Raw genomic sequence first — 17,069 nt, forward strand, 5'->3', positions numbered from 1 at the left:
CATCATCCTGCCCTGTGCCCTTTCCCGCTCAAGCGCCGAGATCGCCCGCTCCACGGCCTGCACGAACTCTTCAGACAACAGATGACAAAAGACGTTACCGCGCCGTCCCTAATTAGCTGCCCCTTTCAGACGCATGAACTCTAATATACCGCGCAGAGCGCAGAGACGGCGTGCAGGGGTTCAAGGACGCCTGGCTCGAGATAAGGTCGTGCGAGCGCCGGCCCGAGAAAGAGCTGGAGCACGAGACGGTGCTTCGCATACCGGCGCTCAAGGAGGTCATGCAGGTGGCCGAGAACACGCTGACTGACATGCAGAGGAAGGGTGGCGCCAGCTTTTGGGACTACTCGCGCAGGCTGGATTCGGCAGAGGTGGAAGAGGTGATGGAGGTCTTTCAGGGCGTCGGGCCAAAAGACACAGGCAGGGCGGTCCTGTACGAGACTGACGTGACCTACGGCGGCAGGCACTATACGCTCACGCTTGCAGGGCAGAGGGCCGAGTAAGGTATTTATTGAAAATGAACTGTCCTGTCCTACGTATCGCTATGGTAATTAACGAGGAGTTACTTGCCGCTAGGAAAAAGGTCTCTAGCAAGCGCCCCAGGTTCATCCGCCAGGAGAGCTGGAGGTATGACAGGCTTGCAGAGAACTGGCGCAAGCCCAAGGGCAAGGACAACAAGATGAGGAAGCAGAAGGCAGGCGTGCCCGCACTGGTAAAGGTGGGTTACCGCGGCCCCAGGGTTGCAAGGGGCCTTCACCCGTCAGGCTACACGGATAACGTCGTATACAACGTGGCAGATCTCGCCGGCCTCGACCCGAAAAAGGACGCGATAAGGATGGCAAGGACGGTCGGGACGAGAAAGCGCAAGGCCATCGTCGAGCAGGCCGCCAAGATGGGGCTCAAGGTGCTCAACGCAGGCAAGCTGGCTCCAAAGAAAGAGAAAGAGGAGGCCAAGGCGTAGAATGGTAGTCAACATTGCTAAAAAGCGCGAGCTTGTTGCCAGAATACTGGGCGTGGGTGCAAACCGCGTGAGGTTTGAGCCGGACAAGCTTGAAGACGTGGCCGACTCTATTACAAGGGACAACATTCGCTCGCTGGTCAAGAGCGGCGCTATATGGACGGTCCAGCCGAGTGGCACGTCCCGCAGCAGGGCGCAGGCCAAGCGCAACATATGGAAGATCCACGGCAAGGGTCCGGGCTCCAAGAAGGGCCGGAGGACTGCAAGGACCGGCAAGAAGGAGGTCTATGTGGTGCGCGTCAGGTCGATGCGCTATCACCTCAAGGTGCTCAAGGAGCGCAAGGACATCACAAACGACGTGTACTGGCACCTGTACAAGCAGGTCAACGGCGGCCACGTCAGGTCGCTTGCGCACCTGCGCGACCTGGTCAAGGAAGCCAAGACCCGCTAGACAAGCCGGGCCCTCTTTTTTTCAAAATCCTTTATTTTGTCTCCTGCAACAAAGGCAAGGCCCTCCTTTGCAAGTATCTCTTTCTTCATCTTTATACCGTAGGCATAGCCGCCGACGCCGCCGTCCGACGCCACCACGCGGTGACATGGCACTACAAAAGGGTTGGGGTTGCGGTTCATTATCTGCCCGATGGCCCTGGCTGCCCGGGGGTGCCCGAGCGCCTTTGCCAAGTCGCCGTACGTGGTGACCTTGCCCTCCGGCACCTTTTTTGTCAACAGTTCATAGACATCGGCTGCCTTTAGCGGCCTATTCATGCCAGAGCAAAGGGCGGCCGCGTATTTCAAACTTTAAGGACTTGAAGGCCGGTATCATTGGCCAGCTTTAGGACCCGGTCCTTGTGGCTGCCGAGGCCCTTTGAATCCAGCACGATATGAGTCACAGGCTCGACGCTCTTGCTCACCATCTGGGCAAGCATTTCCCCATCTATTGCCTCCAGGTTGTGCTTTGATGCGACGGCAGCAAGGCCAAACTCTGAATCCAGCAGCAGCTTGTTGAACTTGGTAGGATAGTGGGTGCCCCCAAGCGCGATTCCGACCTTTTTGCACGGCTCTATTTCTTTAGCAAGAACATCCAGAATGCAGCGGCACATTGCGTCTGCGGCGCCCCTGTCGGCCCACTGCTTTTCAGACGAGCCCAGCTCTACAAACAGCACCGGCTTTTTGAGCGACGTGGGCCCGTGGTGCGTCGCCTCTATGACGACATCGTAGCCGGGCACCTGCGCGGCAGTTATCGCCTTCAGGTACGCCTTTTGGAGCGACGGGTACGCGACTGCCAGCTCTTTTGGGTTGCCGCCGAAAGGCGCGTCGGCGAAGTTACCGGTGCAGTGGCAGGTCAGCGTCGGTATGCCGCTGTCTGACCGGTGCTTTGAAAGAAAGATAAACGCTTTTGCGTCGGGATGGTCGTCGTCGAGGCTTTCGAGCGTGAGCAGGCTCTTGCCGGTTGTGTGGAGGATGATTTCCGGATAGGTTGATGGAGAAGCAGCAAGCAGGTGGCTGCTGCCTCTATACGGTGCAAAGCCCCTTTCTTTGAGGCACGAGATCATGGTCGCCCCCGCAAGGTCGGAAGTTGAGGCGACGAGGACGTATCGGGGCATCTCTTCCATGTTCAGTATTTTTAGCATTATTTTAAAGTAAACTTATAAATTGCATGGACGCTCCGCATAGCTGGCAAATAATAGTATGAGCAATCCAGAGGACGATCTAGGTCCCGAAGAAGAGATCAAGCTAGATGACACTAATAATGACGATGAAGAAGAAGATTTAGAGCTAGAAGCCCCTGCTGCAGAAGAGCAGAAAGAAGAAGAGCAAGCTCCCCAAGAGGCCGCCGCGACCGCAGAAGCAAAGCCATCGACGGCGACAGCAGCAGCCCCCGCGCAGTCTGACAAGCCGGCAAGCGACAGCAAGTTCTTTGCAATACGCACGACCGGCGGCCAGGAGCGCATGGTGGCAGACATGCTCTACACAAAGGTGGTCGCCAAAAAGATAGGCATACGCTCTGTCATGGTTCTGGACAATTTCAAGGGATACATCATCGTCGAGGCTCCAGACTCTAACGTCGCCTACGAGGGCCTTGCAGGCATCAGGCACGTTCGGGGCCAGATAAGGGGCGACCTGCCGTTCAAGGACATCGAAGGCTACCTGGTCAAGAAACCTACCGTCACCGAGCTTGCAATCGACGACACGGTAGAGGTCATCGCCGGCCCGTTCAAGGGCATGAAGGCCAAGATAACCCGCGTCGACTATGAAAAGCAGGAGGCCACGGTGGTGCTGCTGGACTCGCCGTACCAGATACCAGTTACGGTGGACGCCAACTATCTCAAAAAGGCCGCCCACCAGGGTTAAATAAAGAAGGCGCTGAAAGATGCTGCAGCAGCGGCTGCCCGGGCCACCGGGGTGGTTATCCAGTCGATGATAGTAGACCTGAACCTGAAAGGCAAGCACGTGATCGTAGTCGGCGGCGGCACGGAGGGTATGCGCAAGGTGAACGCGCTGCTTGGCCAGGGCTGCAGCAAAATCACGGTAATCAGCGACCGCTTTAACAAGTATTTGCGCGATCAGGAAAAGGCCGGCAAGATAGAAGCAGTCAGGATGAAGGTGAAAGACGCCGGCAGCGCGCTCGATGCCTACGACAGGCCGTTTATGGTGCTTGCGTCCACGGACGACAGGGAGCTGAACCGCAGGCTGTGCCAGAAGGGCAGGGAAAAAGGGGCATTCGTGTATTCTGTGGACGATCCTGCCTACAGCGACTTTTCCTACGCGTCGGTGATAAACATAGAGGGCGTCATGCAGGTAGCCATTTCCACGTCAGGCAAGAGCCCCATAATGGCCCGGCAGATCCGCATCAGGGCAGAGCGTGTATTAAAGCGGATAATCAAGAAATCCGACATTGAAAACGCGCGGCTGCAAGAGTTTGCAAGGAACGCCGCGCGGCCGCGGCTGCAAACAGTGGAGCAGCGCAAAGAGTTCCTCTACTCGATAATCAGGGACGCCCGCATTCAGAAGCTTATTAAGGAAGACAGGATTGAAGAAGCTAAGCGCGCGACTCTCGAGTTGTTGGAAGAGTGGGTGGAGAAGAAAAGCAAGTGACCGCTATTACATCGGCAACAGAAGAAGAAGAGGACGTGGCGCGGAGGCTTTCGCTTCCCGTGCGCTTGGTAAATGCCCGCGTCACCTACAAGAACGCCCCGATACACCTTCTCGAAAAGTTCACGTTCAAAGACATCGAGTCTGCGCACAGGGCTTTTCTGGAAGCCGGCGCCGAGGAATGCGTGATACTCCAGACGTGCAACAGGGTCGAGCTTTATGCCGCGGCAGGCGACGAAAAGAAGCTGCTTGACAGGTGGGCCCAGGTCGCAGGGCTTGCAGAAAAAGACCTGTCGTCGTGCGTGCAGGTGAGCACGGACGGGGACGCCGTGACGCACCTGCTGAAGCTGGCCTCGGGGCTCGACTCGCTGGTGGTGGGCGAGGACCAGATACTTGGCCAGGTCAGGCGCGCTTTAGAGTTCTCTAAATCAAACCGCTATGCGGGCGCAAACCTGGGGATGATATTTGACAGGGCGCTCAAGGTTGGGAGCAGGGTGCGCAACGCGACAGGCATCAACAAGGGCAACGTTTCGATAGCATCTGTCGCAGTCAGCCTGGCTGACGAGTACTTTGACGACCTGAAATCGAAAAAGGTGATGCTGATAGGCTCCGGCGAGGCGGCAAGCCTGGTGGCCAAGGTGCTCAAGGGCAGGGGCATCGACTTTATTGTTACGAGCAGGACGTTCCAGCGCGCAAGGTCGTTTTCCGAGACTGTCGCAGGCAAGCCCGTGCCATTTGACGCGGCGCTTGGGATGTTTGGCGAGGTCGACCTGATATTTGTCGCAAGCTCGGCGCCGTACTTCCTCATACCCTATGAAAGGATGGAAAAGGCCGTCCTGTCTCGCAAGGATCCCATGATGATATTTGACCTGTCCAACCCCCGCACGGTCGAGGAAAAGGTCGCCACCCTGCACGGCGTCAAGCTTGTAAATATGGATCAGATAGCCGAGCTTGTGGAAAAGAACATGCGGTCGCGCATGAAGGAGATCCAGTCGGCCGAAAAGATAATCGACGAGGAGATGAGGTCAGTCGACGGCATGATGAAGCGGCTAAAGGCAGAGCCGGTCGTCGTCTCTGTGTTCAAGAGCGTCGACGCCATCCGCGAGCGCGAGCTCAAAAAGGCGCTGTCGATGCTCGGCAAGGACGCAAGCCCCGAGCAGGCAAAGGTGGTAGAGCAGCTTTCCTATGCCATAGTTGAGGGCATACTCGCCTCGCCCATGAACTATTTGCGCAGAGAGATGGAAGCCCGAGGCGATGGTGACAACAGCAAGAGCGCAGAAGAGCTGATGAAAATAGTGGCCAAGATGTTCAGGTATGATCAACAGCAACAGGACGAAAAAAAGTAATAGTAGCAGTAGTAGTAGCTTTCCAGACGTGAGGCTCAGGCGGCTGCGCAGGACGCAGGCCATCCGCGACCTTTTTCAGGAGACGCACCTTTCAGTCAAGGACTTTATAGCGCCGATATTCGTGCAGGAGGGGCTGAAAAAGCCAGAGCAGGTAGGCTCGATGCCCGACGTGTGGCGCCTCCCACTTGGCGGCCTTGTCAAAGAGGTCGAGGAGCTGACCGATCTGGGAATAGGGGCGGTCATACTCTTTGGCCTGCCTGCCGAGAAAGACGACAAAGGCTCGTCCGCCTTTGACGAGCGTGGTATAGTGCAGAGGTCGGTCGAGGCCATACGCAAACAGTTTGGCGACAAGGTAGCGGTAATCACAGATGTCTGTCTGTGCCAGTACACTTCGCACGGCCACTGCGGCATCCTGGCCACCGATATCAAGGGAAGAGGCAAGAAAAAGAGGACAGCAACAATAGACAACGACGCAAGCGCTGCGACGCTTGGCAAGGTGGCTGTGAGCCAGGCCGGGGCGGGCGCGGACATTGTCGCGCCGTCTGCCATGATGGACGGCCAGGTGCAGGCGATACGCAGCGCGCTTGACGACGCAGGACTTGCAGACACGGCGATAATGAGCTACTCGTCCAAGCAGGCGTCGCCACTCTTTGCGCCCTTTCGTGACGCGGCGCACTCGACGCCAGAGTTTGGCGACAGACGCACCTACCAGATGCCCTTTACAAACACGCGCGAGTCCATGCGCGAGATAGAGCAGGACATCGCAGAAGGCGCAGACGCGATAATCGTCAAGCCAGCGATTCCAAACCTCGACCTTGTCTACCAGGCAAGCAGGGCGACCAACCTGCCCATCTGCGCATACAGCGTGTCAGGCGAGTACGCGCTTGTCAAGGCGGCCGCTCTTGAAGGCTGGGTGGACGAGGACGCCGTGATGACTGAATTTCTCACAGCAATAAAGAGGGCAGGGGCAGACATGACCATCACGTACCATGCAAAGAGGATGGCCCGGCTGCTCAAAGAGTCTGCATAAGACTGCTAGGCTAGAGATTGTACCCGGATTACATACGTAATTCAGGCGACAGCTTTTACTACCACGCCATACACAATTTTCCGCACGAGCATCGTTTCCTCCAGATCGGGTCTGGCCCTGTTTGCAGCAGGGGTCATAATCTTCCTCCTCGGACCTGTTAACACGCACCTCCTTGCTTTTCTTTCGCCGCTGTTTGCTGCAGGCATTGGCCCTCCTTTCATGATCCTGTTGCAGAACTGACGCACTTCTTGTCCGCGATCCTGATAGTCACAGGAGTAGCGATATACTACAAAGGCCGCAAAGGAGCAAACAGCGGCAATCACGCCTGTCCTTCAGCAAGCAATAGTAGCAGAAGCAGCGGGGCGGACAAGGTATAATGACTGGCACGATGAAATCCTGCTATACGCCAAAATGGGTCATCCTGTGGGTGTGCAGCTCCTCCGCATAAGGGGTAAAAAAGCCGCATATTTCGCAGGCCAGCAGCTCCATTTGCGACGGGTGCAGCTTTCTGCCCACTGTGAACGTGTCTCCAATTTCAATCACGTCATAGCCTTTGAACCTGGACGCGTCTGATTTCAAAAGCGACTGCAAGACCCATTTTATCATCCCTGCCGGCGCCAGGGTCTTGCCGCTGACGCGGACCTCGTTTCCTTCCAGCGTTATCAGGTCTGTGGAAACCTGCAGGTTCGGGCCCTCTTCTCCGTGCTGCCTCTGCTTTTCAAGCCCTGCGATCAGGTAGTCGTAAACCTCTTTTGCAAACTCGTCGCTCTTCTCCGATACGCACGTTATGACTATGTCGTGCATCGCCTGCTGCTAACATTTGAGAGCCTTGCTTTTGAGCCTTTAGCAATGAGCCTCGCAGGGCAGTATTGGGCAGAGTTGCGTTCGTAGCCACACGGCCACAGGGGGAGCAGGAATATTTCCTAAAAGAGATTATTTTGATTGCAACGCAAGTTAGCAGATAGGTTTTATTTCAGGCCAGCGGCAAAAAGATTGCATATAGAGAGATGTTTGCAAGCGACGGCGGGTCGGAGCGGGCCACCAGCATCGAGGACTACCAGAACACGTGCGCCGAGTTCATAATGGACATCAGCAAGGACTACATGGACTGGGTCGACCGGTACCAGCTGGCCGCCGAAGAGACTGCACGCAGAAAGGCCGCCATCAACAGCATAGTCAAGACCACGAACGACTGGATAAGCAGGTTCGGCAGCACCATCAAAAAAGTGGACATCATCATGAACGACGGGGTCAACAAGATGGCCGAAAACACGGCAGGCTACCCTTTCAGGTTCGACGTGTTTGTGGGCGGCACGAGCAGGTACACGATGCACCCTGTGGGCGAGGTGAAGGTGAACCTGAAAGCCATGCCAAGGCAGGGCAGGCTCACCAGGCTTGGCAGCTACCAGAAGGAGCAGGTGCTCCTGCTCAACTCAAGCGGCCCGGTGCAGGTCGCACTGAGCAAAGAAAGCATGAAGGCGGCAGACCTGCTCGACGACTACATCATCCTGGACGCCCGCAACTGCCAGAAATACGACGTCATTTCTTTGACCGCCGTGGCCGAGGAGATAGAGGGCGACTATGTGACAGAGAGCCGAGGGTATTCGACGCTCATAATGCTGACATGACCATTCGTCCTGTACCCGATTAGCAAGCTGCTGCAGAGAAACGAGGCACGCCGCCTGCAAGCAATAGTTCAAGCACTCCTCATCTTTCCGGCGGGCCGTCTAGAGGGTCATGTTTAAATTACCTTGCCGTATCGTCCTCCTGTGTTAGCAGTGCGACGGTCGTCCAGTTTGGTCTAGGACATCAGATTGCCAATCTGGTAACCCGGGTTCAAATCCCGGCCGTCGCATCTTTCTTCAAGAAACCCGGGATGTCTGATAGCTTTTCGATCTCCCTGTCGAGCCACGCCTCGACCTCTTCAGGGTCGCTGCGCACTTTGGACCGGATTTCTCGGAGCTCGGCAACCCTTCTGTCACGCGCCGCCACCACCCAGGGCGCGCTCTCAAGGGCCTTTTCAATCCAGTGCGCCGTCATATTATCCCAAAAAGCACCCTCAGCAGTATTATCAGGACTATGACGCCGAGCACTATTGAGACGAGTGTCCAGATCATGTGCGTACAAAATACGCAATTATTTCATTAAAGACCATCTGAAAGTTGTTCTAACTCTTTAATATTTTACAGGGGCAGGCAGAGAGAATTATTTCATTGCGCGCTTCCGCAGGCGCAAAAGCCAAACTCGTCTATGCGTTTGCCGCATGTCTCGCATTTCTCCCCGTACTCGACCTCCCACGCCCGCTTGCCGTATTTTTGAAAGTGCGTGTCGTCTTCTTCTGGAAGGCCCTGTTCTTCTTTTTCTTCCCTGTCTATTGATGATGTCATTTTGTCTTCTTTCTGGCGTTGGCCTTGATTATCGCAAGGGCCCTTTCCGCCGCGTCTTTTTTTGGGAGCTGTATCATAAAGACGTTCTGCGAGTTCGTGAATGTAGTCTCGCTGGGCGCAAGGGCGATGAGCCCGCTCTCGGCCAGCGCGTCAAAGAACTCGATCATGTCGTTTGCATAGAGCAAAAAGTTGCCGTCAAAGTCTGCGCCGGCAAACTTGATGTTGACGTCCACAAAGACGTCCTGCCCGTCGTAAAAGATGTCAAGCAGGGTGTCGGCAGACATCTTTTTGCCGTATACCTTGCCCAAAAGCTCCTCGTACTTTTTGGGGCTGACCAGTATGCAGGGCACCTTGCCGCCGGAAAACTCGACCAGGGTGGCCCCTTCCTTGTGCAGGTTCGCCTTGAACTCTTCGAGTGTGTTAAAGTTGCGTTTGGGCATGTGCGTATATGTACGCGTGTATTTTGCGTAGTCGCATGATAAGAGTTTAGCGCCGCGACAAAGAGGGAGGGAGCGAAAGATGGATGCACAATGTACAAAAGCAACCGGCCTGCAAAGTCAGGTGTGAAGGTTCCCGCCACTTCTTCTTTTTCCCTCGCCGTAGTAGCAGCAGCGTTGCTGACGTTAGTTCTGGTCGCAGTAGCAGCGGCGGCAGCAGAAGAAATAGGTGACATATCTCATCTTTTGCCGACGGCAGGCAGGGCGTATGCGTGCTCGTGCATCGAGCCCGGGCCGCCTGCGCAGGCGCTTGCGGAAAGCGACAGAGTATTTGTGGGCAAGGTCCTCTCGGTTGAAAGCGCCAACAACGGCAGGACGGTGACATTTGAGGCAGAAAGGGCGTGGAAAGGGATTGATAGCAGGGCGGTGACGCTCAACACCGCGTCATCCAGCGCGTCGTGCGGCTATGACTTTGAAGAAGGAAAGGAGTACCTGGTCTACGCTCAGAAAGGCGAGGTCTCGCTGTGCAGCAGGACTGCGCCGGCAGAGCTTGCGACTGCCGACTATGCCGCCCTTGGCGAAGCCTACGATCCGGTGCCGGGAGTCATGACGCCAGAGCCGCCTGCCCGGTTTGTCAGCGCAGGCCAGCTGGCAACGATAGTAGCAGCGATAGTGGCGGCCGGCGGCGCAGCGGCATGGGGCGCCTCCTACATTTTGAAAAAGAAGAAAGGAAAAAAGAGGAGCTAGCAGATCCGGATGGATTTTGCAAGCATCAGGGCGCGCTGCGAGTCGTCCTCCAAGAGCCCGCCTTCCTTGTACTTGTTGCTGAAATAGATCAGGTCTATCATCTTGCACCTGTCCATCGCCACGACCATGCTACCGTTTGCGCCTGCCGCCGTGTTGTTGGCGTTTGTCAGTATGACCAGCTTGTCCACAAAGCCGGTGGTCTTGAGCGTGTTTGATATCTGCTCAAAGCTCTTGGCGTGGTCGCGGTTTATCACTACTGCGACGGCGACCTTGGTTCCGTAAGGGTCAGAGAACACCACGTCCACCGTGCCGTCCGTCTTTTGCGGCCTGGCCACCGCGCCGACCTCGTGTGCGTAGTTCACGAGGTTGCGCACCGCGTCCTTTACGCCCGTCTCTAGCACGGCAAAGTCGCTCGTGTTCCTGCGTATCCTGATAAAGTCAGAGATCGGCACGTCCATGACGCTCCCGCGGATGCGCAGGCCGGGGTAGACGTTCTTTATCGTGTCGTCTATTGCCTGCTCGTCGATTATCTGGACGCCCCTCTTGGCCGCGTTTTCTGTGGCATGGTACATTATGTTGAGCATCGAGCGCACGTTGCGGAAATCGGTGAACTCGTCGTAGATGACCTTGACCTTGGCCGCAAGGTCGCGCTCTTCCTCCGCTGTAAAGCACTTGCTTGCGTCGTGGTGGCGTATGTACTCCATCACGATGTCCAGTATCTCCTCGTACGTGTTCGAGCCGGCAAGGTCGACCTTGTAGTTGGCCTTTTCCAGCCTGTCAAACACCGAGGCGTTTGCACGCCTGATGTCGTCGTAGGACGACGGCGTGAATATCAGCATGAGCGCCGCAGACGGTATGTGGGCGTTTATCACGGCCTTGACGAATTCAAGAGTCTCGCGCTCGGCGTCCAGCTCGTCCAGCTGGAAGACCGTTATGCGCTTCAAAAAGCGCAGGTTGAGCGAGGCGAGCGCCGCCAGGCTGGCGATGATGTCCTCAAGCGTCGACACGTTCTGCGCGTCGGCCCTGAACCTGCCCTCCACTATCAGCTTTAGGATAGCGACTTCGATGGGCGAAAACTCTCTTGCAAGGGTCTCTGCAAGCGCCGCATAGTTGGGCGTGAGCTCGTTGCTCAGCACGAGCTCGGCCTTGTCGACGAGGCTCTTGCCTGATATCGAGTCCAAAAACCCATAGTTAAACACCTTGCGGGCGACGCCCCCCTGGCGCTCGGCCTTTTCCCGCAGGTACGTCACGACTGCGCGCCTTATCGCGGCGATATAGTCGTCGGTAAAGCCGCCGAGCATGGCGCTGTACAGGCTGTGCATGCTCCGGGGCGATATCTGCGTCAAATCTACGTACGACGTGACAGTCGTCTCGGCCATCTCTTTGAGCCCCTTTATGTGGAGCGCAAGGTGGGTCTTGCCAGAGCCCACGTCCTGTATTATGGTCAGCAGGCGAAAGTCCTTGTCAGTCGCCTCTGCGGTGTCTGCGACCTTGGAATGGAGGTCGGACATGCACGCAAGGACGGCCGCCTTGGCCTCCCTGTGGCGTCTGCCCCCGAGTATCTGGGCGTCGATGAGCGTCGGGGTCGGGCTGCTCGGGTACGGGTTGACTGCGAGCCTGTAGGGGTAACTAGAAGAATGAGGAGGAGAAGAAGCCATCATCATATGCACCTCACAAAGCCGTGCAAGAGACCGCGGACCATCACGCCCTCGCCCCCGCCAGTAGACAGCTCGTACTTGTCCTGGTACTGGCCTGTCAGCTCGCCCACCAGCCTGTAGAACTCGTCGCTTGCGAGGCCGCACCTGGTGCACACTTCAGAGCGCACCCTGGCAAGCTCGACCCAGCCTATCGACGAAGCATTGCTGGCAAGCGCAGAATCAAACTCTCTTTTGAAATCGGCGACCTGCATGGGAGCGCGCCGGGGAGCTGCAGATGCCTGCAGCACTGCAGCTGCAGTCGCGCTGTTGCCGCCGGACTCGGTGACCAGCCGTGCCAGGTTCGATATGTTGCCGGCAAGCGTCTCGATGGCCTTTGAGACCTCTTTTGACGAGCTTGCGACCGACTCTTCAAGCGATTTTATCAGGTCGTAGGTGATCCTGAAGCGTGGGTCGGAATTGAGGAGGCTCTGGAGATAGTGATCTTTGTGGAAGCAGTAGTAGGCGCTTCCGCGCTTGTCTACAAATACGATGCCTCTGCTCACGAGGGCTTCGATAATCGCGTCAACGTCGTTGCTGCTCGTCTCCTTGCGCAGATCGGCCTTTTTCACGCCGGCCGACCCCGCAGAGAGGATCCTTTTAACCAGTCTTTCCTCTGCGGACATGAGGTAGACGGACGAAATTCTTATTTAAACCCCGACGTAGCGGATAGCAGCTAACAGGGTGAACAAAATTGCACAAGTGTCGAGCGCCAAAGCGCACTTCTATAACATGAATGCCTTTTCCCGAGAACGGAAGGCTTTACCAGTCCCGGCGCAGGTGGAATTGATAGCGAACCTTCTCTAGCAATGCTTAAAGTTAAATCGCGCCTCAAGAGAACATTGGGTTCTTCCATCCTTTTAAATAAAGTTACGGCAACGGCAGAAGCAGCAGTATGCGACCCTGGCGGTGTTGCGTTGTATGGGAGGGCAAGAGCAAGAAGGGAGGAGGCGCCATGAGGCCCAAAGTCGTGTTTGCCGCTGCCACGATAATGCTTGCTTCCGCCTTTTCCGGCATCCTCGGCCAGCTGGCGGCCCAGCAGGAGGCGGCAGGACAGGCGCCGGTGACGCTGACTGTCAACACGCAGTACACCGGAGGGCAGGCAGTGACGGGCCTGTGGACCACGCTTGCGCAGAACGGCCAGGTGGTCGCAACAGGCTTTTCGCCGGTCAGGTTCAGCCTGACCCCGAACCAGCAGTACGTGGTGACGGTTTCCAATTACCAGAGTTACATATTTGAGAGGTGGGACAATGGCTCCACCAACCCCGCAAGGGCAATATCGATAGCCCAGAACACTGCGATAACTGCCAATTACGTGGCTCCAGGTGGGGGAAGCGGTGGCGGTTCTACGGGCAGCACAATCCACATGCAGGACACCACCGTAACGTTTGGCTCGCTCGTGTACGCTGGCAGGCAGATCAATGCCGAGTACGTCACGCCGTCGTCGCAGCTGGTGGGCGACACGATAGACAGCATCACGCTCAGGCTTCAGAGGGTGGGGGCGCCTCCGGGCACGTTCCAGGTAGGGGTGTTCAACTCCGACCTGACCTCCAAGAGGTCGTTTGCAGTCAGCAGCGCGCCCAGCCTCACCACAGCGTTCCAGGATTACGAGTTCAGGCTGCCTGCAGGCGAGCTCTACACGATACAGGCCGGCGACAGGATAGGGATCAAGTACAACGGCGGCAACAGCGCAAACGGCGTATCTGTCATGATAGACAGGAACACGGCAGACCCGTTTGACGGCACCAGTTCGTACCGCACGCGCTACGAGTCCAGCTGGCTGGTGGACACCGGCGAGGACATGTACATGACCCTCAAGCAGGGACAGGCAGGTGGTGGTGGAGGAGTTGGGGGAGGCACAGGCGGGCGCCCTGTTGCAAACAACCAGTCGGTGGGCGTCAACGAGAACTCGTCTGTGTCCATCACGCTCACAGGGTCGGACCCTGACGGGCAGCCAATCCGCTTCTACATTGCAAGCCAGCCGGCGCACGGCACGCTTGGCCTGCTCAACGAGAGCACCGGCGCTGTTTCGTACACGCCATGGAACTATTACGATGGCCCTGACAGCTTTACCTTTGTAGCAAACGACGGCACGTCTGACAGCGCGCCTGCCACTGTGAACATCAACGTGGCAAACACGGTGACAAAGACGACAAGCACCGCAGTCATAATCACAGTCGACCAGAGGGGCCACAGCCACACAGGATTTTGGACCACGCTCTCGCAGAACGGCCAGGTGATAAACGCGGACTACTCGCAGGCAGGCTTCCAGGTGAACAACGGCCAGCAGTACGTCCTGGCGCCATCTTCAGGCTTTGGCAACTCTAACTTTCTCAGGTGGCAGGACAACGGCTCCACCAACCTAGCAAGGGCGATATCGATAACGCAAGACACGCCGTTCATAGCAGTCTATTCGAACTAGCGACGGCATACGTGTGCGGGTGTGTATGTGTGTATGTGTGTGTGCTGCCTGTCAGAGAAAAGGCGGCGGGGCAGGCAGAGCAGTAGAAAAATGGAAAAAGGAGGAAAAAAGCCGTGCACGTGGAATAACGATCAGGCTTCGGTCACGCGCACGCGCGTCTCGATGTCTGCCGGCACGCCCTCGATGCGGTAGCGGGCATACTCTTCGTACGTCGGCGGCGAGTCGCGCCTGAACTCGGTCTTTTGGCCCTCTGTCACGTTGAACCACAGCGTGTGGCCGTCGTATTTCTCGGCCAGGTATTTTGGAATGTAGAACCTTTCCTTGCTTGCCACGCCCTTTTTCGTCACTATGTAGTGCCTGCCAATCATTTCGACCTCGCCCAGGTCAACCTCTTTTGTCACTCCCCTAGCCTCCTTGCCTTTCAGCTCGTCCCAGCTGACATAGTTTGTCAGGTCTGTCATGGCTGTTCTTTCGTAACGACAATTTTAATGACCTATGGCAATTGCTCCCGGTTGCCGCAGCGGGCCGGTAACGGTTAATATTGCGCGCAAGCCCCTTTACAGGCGGGATGATGATTACTCTTGCTGATATATCGGATGATGAAAGTACTAGGGTATCTGACCAATTGATAACACCAAGATAGACGCGTGCAGCCTTTCTCATTTTTGCTTGGCATTAGCTCAATGACAAAGCACTTGGAGTAGCAGCACGTGTCTTTATGTCAGGACTGGAGTGCAGAGGGAGGCGCCGCCGCCTTTTTGTGGCGGGCAGTTGCGCGTCGCATGGCTGCAAAGACCGACAGGATCACCATTACCCACGCCGCGGCCATGGCAATGTTTGTGGGGCTGACATAGATGTAGGGCACGGCCTCGTGTAGGTTCTCCTGTATCGCAAGCGCGGCCGCGTGCATGTCGATCATCGAGCTGCTGTACTCGTCCGTATGCGGCTCGGCCACAGAGAGGTCTTCTGCCCTGGCCAGCATGCCGTCCATCTGCGCACGCATGGCCGCAAAGTCGGTGCGCCCGGTAGGAAAGATCCAGACAGGATTCCCCTCGGCAGGCAGCGACCGCTCTGCAAGCCGCACGTACTCGGCCAGCTGCTGGGGCGTCTGGGCAGACTGGGCACGGGCAAGGAGGCCGGACGCCTCCTCTATTGGGTAGATGGCAGAGTGGTAGCCATAGTACGCGATGGCCGCTCCCAGGAGCATGAATGCGAGCATGCCGGGCAGGAGCGCCTTTTGCAGGGCAGAAGATGATGATTGGGACGGCTGCGGGTTTTTTGCCAAGGCGGCTTCGCGGCGGGCGGCTGCAGCAGCTTTCTTCTTTTTGCCAAAGCGCGAGTGCGCAATGCTCATGTACGCGACATAGATGAACCCTATGGTCGGGATCGCAATGAGCGGCGTGTAGAGCGTGTTGTTTGAGAATATCGCGATGAATATCCCCACCACGCCGTATATGGCGAAAAATATCTCCAGGAGCGTCGTCTTTGTGAACGGGAGCACGTACTCCTTGCTCTTCCAGTCCTCGCCCCGGGCAGTGATGCCGAACTTGGGCGTGCGCAGGAACTCGTTCTTGCGGCCAAAGAGCGCGTCAAAGACTGCGACAGAGTTGTTGACAGTCATCCCGGCTGCAAAAAAGTTCAGGAAAAGGAACTGCCGGGCCTTGCCCTTCCATTCCCGCTTCCAGACCTTGTTTATCACAAGCAGGTAGCCGCCGGGCCCAAGCGCGACGTACGTCCCAAGAACCGCAAGGGGCGCCCAGGGGCCGTTGTATAATTTAAAGTCCATGGCAAGGAGCATGGGGAATATCAGGAACTGGACGAGAAAGAGCGGGTTGACGATGTGCCGGGTCATGTGCACAAACGACTGCAGCTTTGAATCCACCGGCACCTTGCGGTGCAGCATCACGTCTGCCATCAGCTTGAGCGCCACCTGTATCGAGCCTTTCGCCCAGCGGAACTGCTGGCGCTTGGCCGCGTTCATCTGGACAGGCAGCTCTGCGTTTACGACAAAGTCGTCCAGAAACATGCACTTCCAGCCCCTCATCTGTGCCCTGTAGCTCAGGTCCATGTCCTCGACAAGCGTGCTCGTGTGCCAGCCGCCTGCGTCGTCAATGCATTTTTTTCTCCAGATGCCGGCCGTGCCGTTAAAGTTCAGAAAGATGTGGGACAGGCTCTTGGCCTTTTGCTCGACGAGAAAGTGGATGTCAAGCGATATCGCCTCTGCCTGCGTCATTGTGGAATAGTCCTCGTTGATGTGCCCCCACTTGCACTGGACAAAGCCCATCTTGGGGTCGTCAAAGTACTTGATGAGCCGCTTCATAAAGTCGGGAGGAGGGATAAAGTCGGCGTCGAATATCGCGATGAACTCGCCTGTCGCGCTCTTCATGCCCTCCTTGAGCGCGCCGGCCTTGTAGCCGGTCCTGTCCGTGCGGTGCAGCTGCATTATGTCAAAGCCCTTCAGCTTGTACTCGTGGACTATGGAGCGTATCAGGTCGACAGTGTCGTCGTCCGAGTCGTCGAGCACCTGTATCTGCATCCTGTCTCTTGGATAGTCTATTTTGCACACGGCGTCGATGACGCGCCGGGCGACGTACTTTTCGTTGTAAAGCGGGATCTGCACCGTGACTGTAGGCAGCAGCGGCATGTCTGCCGCGCCTGCAAGCCCCGAAGCAGACTTGGCGGCGGCCACTATCCGGTCGTGGCGCCTGTTCCTGCGCGACTCGTATGCAAGGTAGTAAAAGTTGAGCGTGTAAAGCGTTGTCAGCCAGGCGGCGACCAGAAATATGGCATAGAGAAAGGTGCCCGGCCCGTACAGTACCATCTTGGTTGTCTACGTGCATAAGCCGGTATTTACTATTTATAGGTAATCGCCAATGCTTCTATAAGCATCGCGACAAATCTAGCCGCTCTTTTGGAATATCTTGATTGCCTGCGGCGGACAGACGTTCTCGCATGCAA

The 17,069-nt window shown here is 56.7% G+C and carries 21 protein-coding genes and 1 tRNA gene; 11 read left to right on the top strand and 11 right to left on the bottom strand.

Going from position 1 to position 17,069, the window contains the following annotated elements; translation table 11 throughout:
* Positions 1–170 precede the first annotated feature (170 nt).
* Genes WKI84_RS07175 through WKI84_RS07185 form a run of 3 tightly spaced genes read left to right on the top strand, consistent with a single transcriptional unit; the run spans position 171 to position 1,406 of the window.
* Positions 171–500 (top strand): hypothetical protein, encoded by a 330-nt coding sequence (locus WKI84_RS07175; RefSeq protein ID WP_337862853.1) that lies wholly within the window; start codon positions 171–173, stop codon positions 498–500.
* A 41-nt stretch (positions 501–541) separates the two neighbouring features.
* Entirely contained in the window at positions 542–958 is a 417-nt protein-coding gene (locus WKI84_RS07180; RefSeq protein ID WP_337862854.1) for a 50S ribosomal protein L32e, read from the top strand.
* Position 959: 1 nt separating this feature from the next.
* Positions 960–1,406, top strand: a complete 447-nt coding sequence (locus WKI84_RS07185; RefSeq protein WP_337862855.1) for a 50S ribosomal protein L19e — start codon at positions 960–962, stop codon at positions 1,404–1,406.
* Here the strand turns inward: WKI84_RS07185 and WKI84_RS07190 are convergent.
* Complete coding sequence (locus tag WKI84_RS07190; protein WP_337862856.1) at positions 1,403–1,720, bottom strand: MGMT family protein; 318 nt, start codon at positions 1,718–1,720, stop codon at positions 1,403–1,405. The genes WKI84_RS07185 and WKI84_RS07190 overlap by 4 nt on opposite strands.
* Before the next feature lie 26 nt (positions 1,721–1,746).
* Positions 1,747–2,586, bottom strand: coding sequence for a D-aminoacyl-tRNA deacylase (locus tag WKI84_RS07195; RefSeq protein WP_337862857.1), 840 nt, complete (start codon positions 2,584–2,586; stop codon positions 1,747–1,749).
* Positions 2,587–2,644: 58 nt separating this feature from the next.
* On the opposite strand from WKI84_RS07195, the gene WKI84_RS07200 reads away from it, so the two are divergent.
* From WKI84_RS07200 to hemB, 4 genes are read left to right on the top strand one after another with little or no spacing between them, the layout of a single operon-like run.
* Complete coding sequence (locus tag WKI84_RS07200; RefSeq protein WP_337862858.1) at positions 2,645–3,307, top strand: transcription elongation factor Spt5; 663 nt, start codon at positions 2,645–2,647, stop codon at positions 3,305–3,307.
* A gap of 51 nt (positions 3,308–3,358) precedes the next feature.
* Entirely contained in the window at positions 3,359–4,051 is a 693-nt protein-coding gene (locus tag WKI84_RS07205) for a bifunctional precorrin-2 dehydrogenase/sirohydrochlorin ferrochelatase (RefSeq protein WP_337862859.1), read from the top strand.
* The gene (hemA, locus tag WKI84_RS07210; protein ID WP_337862860.1) at positions 4,048–5,394 is read left to right on the top strand and encodes a glutamyl-tRNA reductase; all 1,347 of its coding nucleotides are present in this window, start codon (positions 4,048–4,050) and stop codon (positions 5,392–5,394) included. The genes WKI84_RS07205 and hemA overlap by 4 nt, the downstream gene beginning before the upstream one ends.
* Positions 5,363–6,424 (top strand): porphobilinogen synthase, encoded by a 1,062-nt coding sequence (hemB, locus tag WKI84_RS07215; RefSeq protein ID WP_337862861.1) that lies wholly within the window; start codon positions 5,363–5,365, stop codon positions 6,422–6,424. Before hemA ends, hemB begins: the two co-directional genes overlap by 32 nt.
* A gap of 41 nt (positions 6,425–6,465) precedes the next feature.
* Here the strand turns inward: hemB and WKI84_RS07220 are convergent, their stop codons facing one another.
* Complete coding sequence (locus tag WKI84_RS07220) at positions 6,466–6,645, bottom strand: hypothetical protein (RefSeq protein WP_337862862.1); 180 nt, start codon at positions 6,643–6,645, stop codon at positions 6,466–6,468.
* Between the two features lie 178 nt (positions 6,646–6,823).
* A complete protein-coding gene (locus WKI84_RS07225; RefSeq protein ID WP_337862863.1) occupies positions 6,824–7,228 on the bottom strand; it encodes a hypothetical protein in 405 nt (134 codons plus the stop codon).
* A gap of 203 nt (positions 7,229–7,431) precedes the next feature.
* On the opposite strand from WKI84_RS07225, the gene WKI84_RS07230 reads away from it, so the two are divergent.
* Together WKI84_RS07230 and WKI84_RS07235 are read left to right on the top strand one after the other, a co-directional pair.
* Complete coding sequence (locus tag WKI84_RS07230) at positions 7,432–8,052, top strand: hypothetical protein (RefSeq protein ID WP_337862864.1); 621 nt, start codon at positions 7,432–7,434, stop codon at positions 8,050–8,052.
* Between the two features lie 152 nt (positions 8,053–8,204).
* Positions 8,205–8,279 (top strand) — tRNA-Gly (locus WKI84_RS07235).
* On the opposite strand, the gene WKI84_RS07240 is transcribed toward WKI84_RS07235, so the two are convergent.
* The 3 genes from WKI84_RS07240 to WKI84_RS07250 all read right to left on the bottom strand — a co-directional run bounded on the left by WKI84_RS07240 (position 8,261) and on the right by WKI84_RS07250 (position 9,251).
* The gene (locus tag WKI84_RS07240) at positions 8,261–8,464 is read right to left on the bottom strand and encodes a hypothetical protein (protein WP_337862865.1); all 204 of its coding nucleotides are present in this window, start codon (positions 8,462–8,464) and stop codon (positions 8,261–8,263) included. The two genes, WKI84_RS07235 and WKI84_RS07240, sit on opposite strands and share 19 nt — an antisense overlap.
* A 170-nt stretch (positions 8,465–8,634) precedes the next feature.
* Positions 8,635–8,811: a hypothetical protein gene (locus WKI84_RS07245; RefSeq protein WP_337862866.1), complete on the bottom strand. Its 177-nt coding sequence runs from the start codon at positions 8,809–8,811 to the stop codon at positions 8,635–8,637.
* The gene (locus WKI84_RS07250; RefSeq protein WP_337862867.1) at positions 8,808–9,251 is read right to left on the bottom strand and encodes a hypothetical protein; all 444 of its coding nucleotides are present in this window, start codon (positions 9,249–9,251) and stop codon (positions 8,808–8,810) included. Before WKI84_RS07250 ends, WKI84_RS07245 begins: the two co-directional genes overlap by 4 nt.
* 90 nt (positions 9,252–9,341) lie before the next feature.
* Between WKI84_RS07250 and WKI84_RS07255 the strand changes: the two genes are divergently transcribed.
* Positions 9,342–9,995, top strand: a complete 654-nt coding sequence (locus WKI84_RS07255; protein WP_337862868.1) for a hypothetical protein — start codon at positions 9,342–9,344, stop codon at positions 9,993–9,995.
* Here the strand turns inward: WKI84_RS07255 and WKI84_RS07260 are convergent.
* Both WKI84_RS07260 and WKI84_RS07265 read right to left on the bottom strand, forming a co-directional pair.
* Positions 9,992–11,665: a hypothetical protein gene (locus WKI84_RS07260; protein WP_337862869.1), complete on the bottom strand. Its 1,674-nt coding sequence runs from the start codon at positions 11,663–11,665 to the stop codon at positions 9,992–9,994. The genes WKI84_RS07255 and WKI84_RS07260 overlap by 4 nt on opposite strands.
* Positions 11,656–12,261 (bottom strand): hypothetical protein, encoded by a 606-nt coding sequence (locus WKI84_RS07265; protein WP_337862870.1) that lies wholly within the window; start codon positions 12,259–12,261, stop codon positions 11,656–11,658. Before WKI84_RS07265 ends, WKI84_RS07260 begins: the two co-directional genes overlap by 10 nt.
* A gap of 383 nt (positions 12,262–12,644) precedes the next feature.
* Here WKI84_RS07265 and WKI84_RS07270 point away from each other — a divergent pair, with 383 nt between their 5' ends.
* Positions 12,645–14,111, top strand: coding sequence for an Ig-like domain-containing protein (locus WKI84_RS07270; protein ID WP_337862871.1), 1,467 nt, complete (start codon positions 12,645–12,647; stop codon positions 14,109–14,111).
* Positions 14,112–14,242: 131 nt separating this feature from the next.
* Here WKI84_RS07270 and WKI84_RS07275 read toward each other — a convergent pair whose 3' ends face one another.
* The gene (locus tag WKI84_RS07275) at positions 14,243–14,572 is read right to left on the bottom strand and encodes a hypothetical protein (protein WP_337862872.1); all 330 of its coding nucleotides are present in this window, start codon (positions 14,570–14,572) and stop codon (positions 14,243–14,245) included.
* 260 nt (positions 14,573–14,832) lie between these two features.
* Positions 14,833–16,932 carry a glycosyltransferase gene (locus WKI84_RS07280; protein WP_337862873.1) on the bottom strand — a complete coding sequence of 700 codons (2,100 nt, stop codon included), beginning with the start codon at positions 16,930–16,932 and terminating at the stop codon, positions 14,833–14,835.
* Between the last annotated feature and the right edge of the window lie 137 nt (positions 16,933–17,069).

Source organism: Nitrososphaera sp. (genome assembly GCF_037447015.1).
In the GTDB taxonomy this organism is placed as follows: Archaea; Thermoproteota; Nitrososphaeria; order Nitrososphaerales; family Nitrososphaeraceae; genus Nitrososphaera.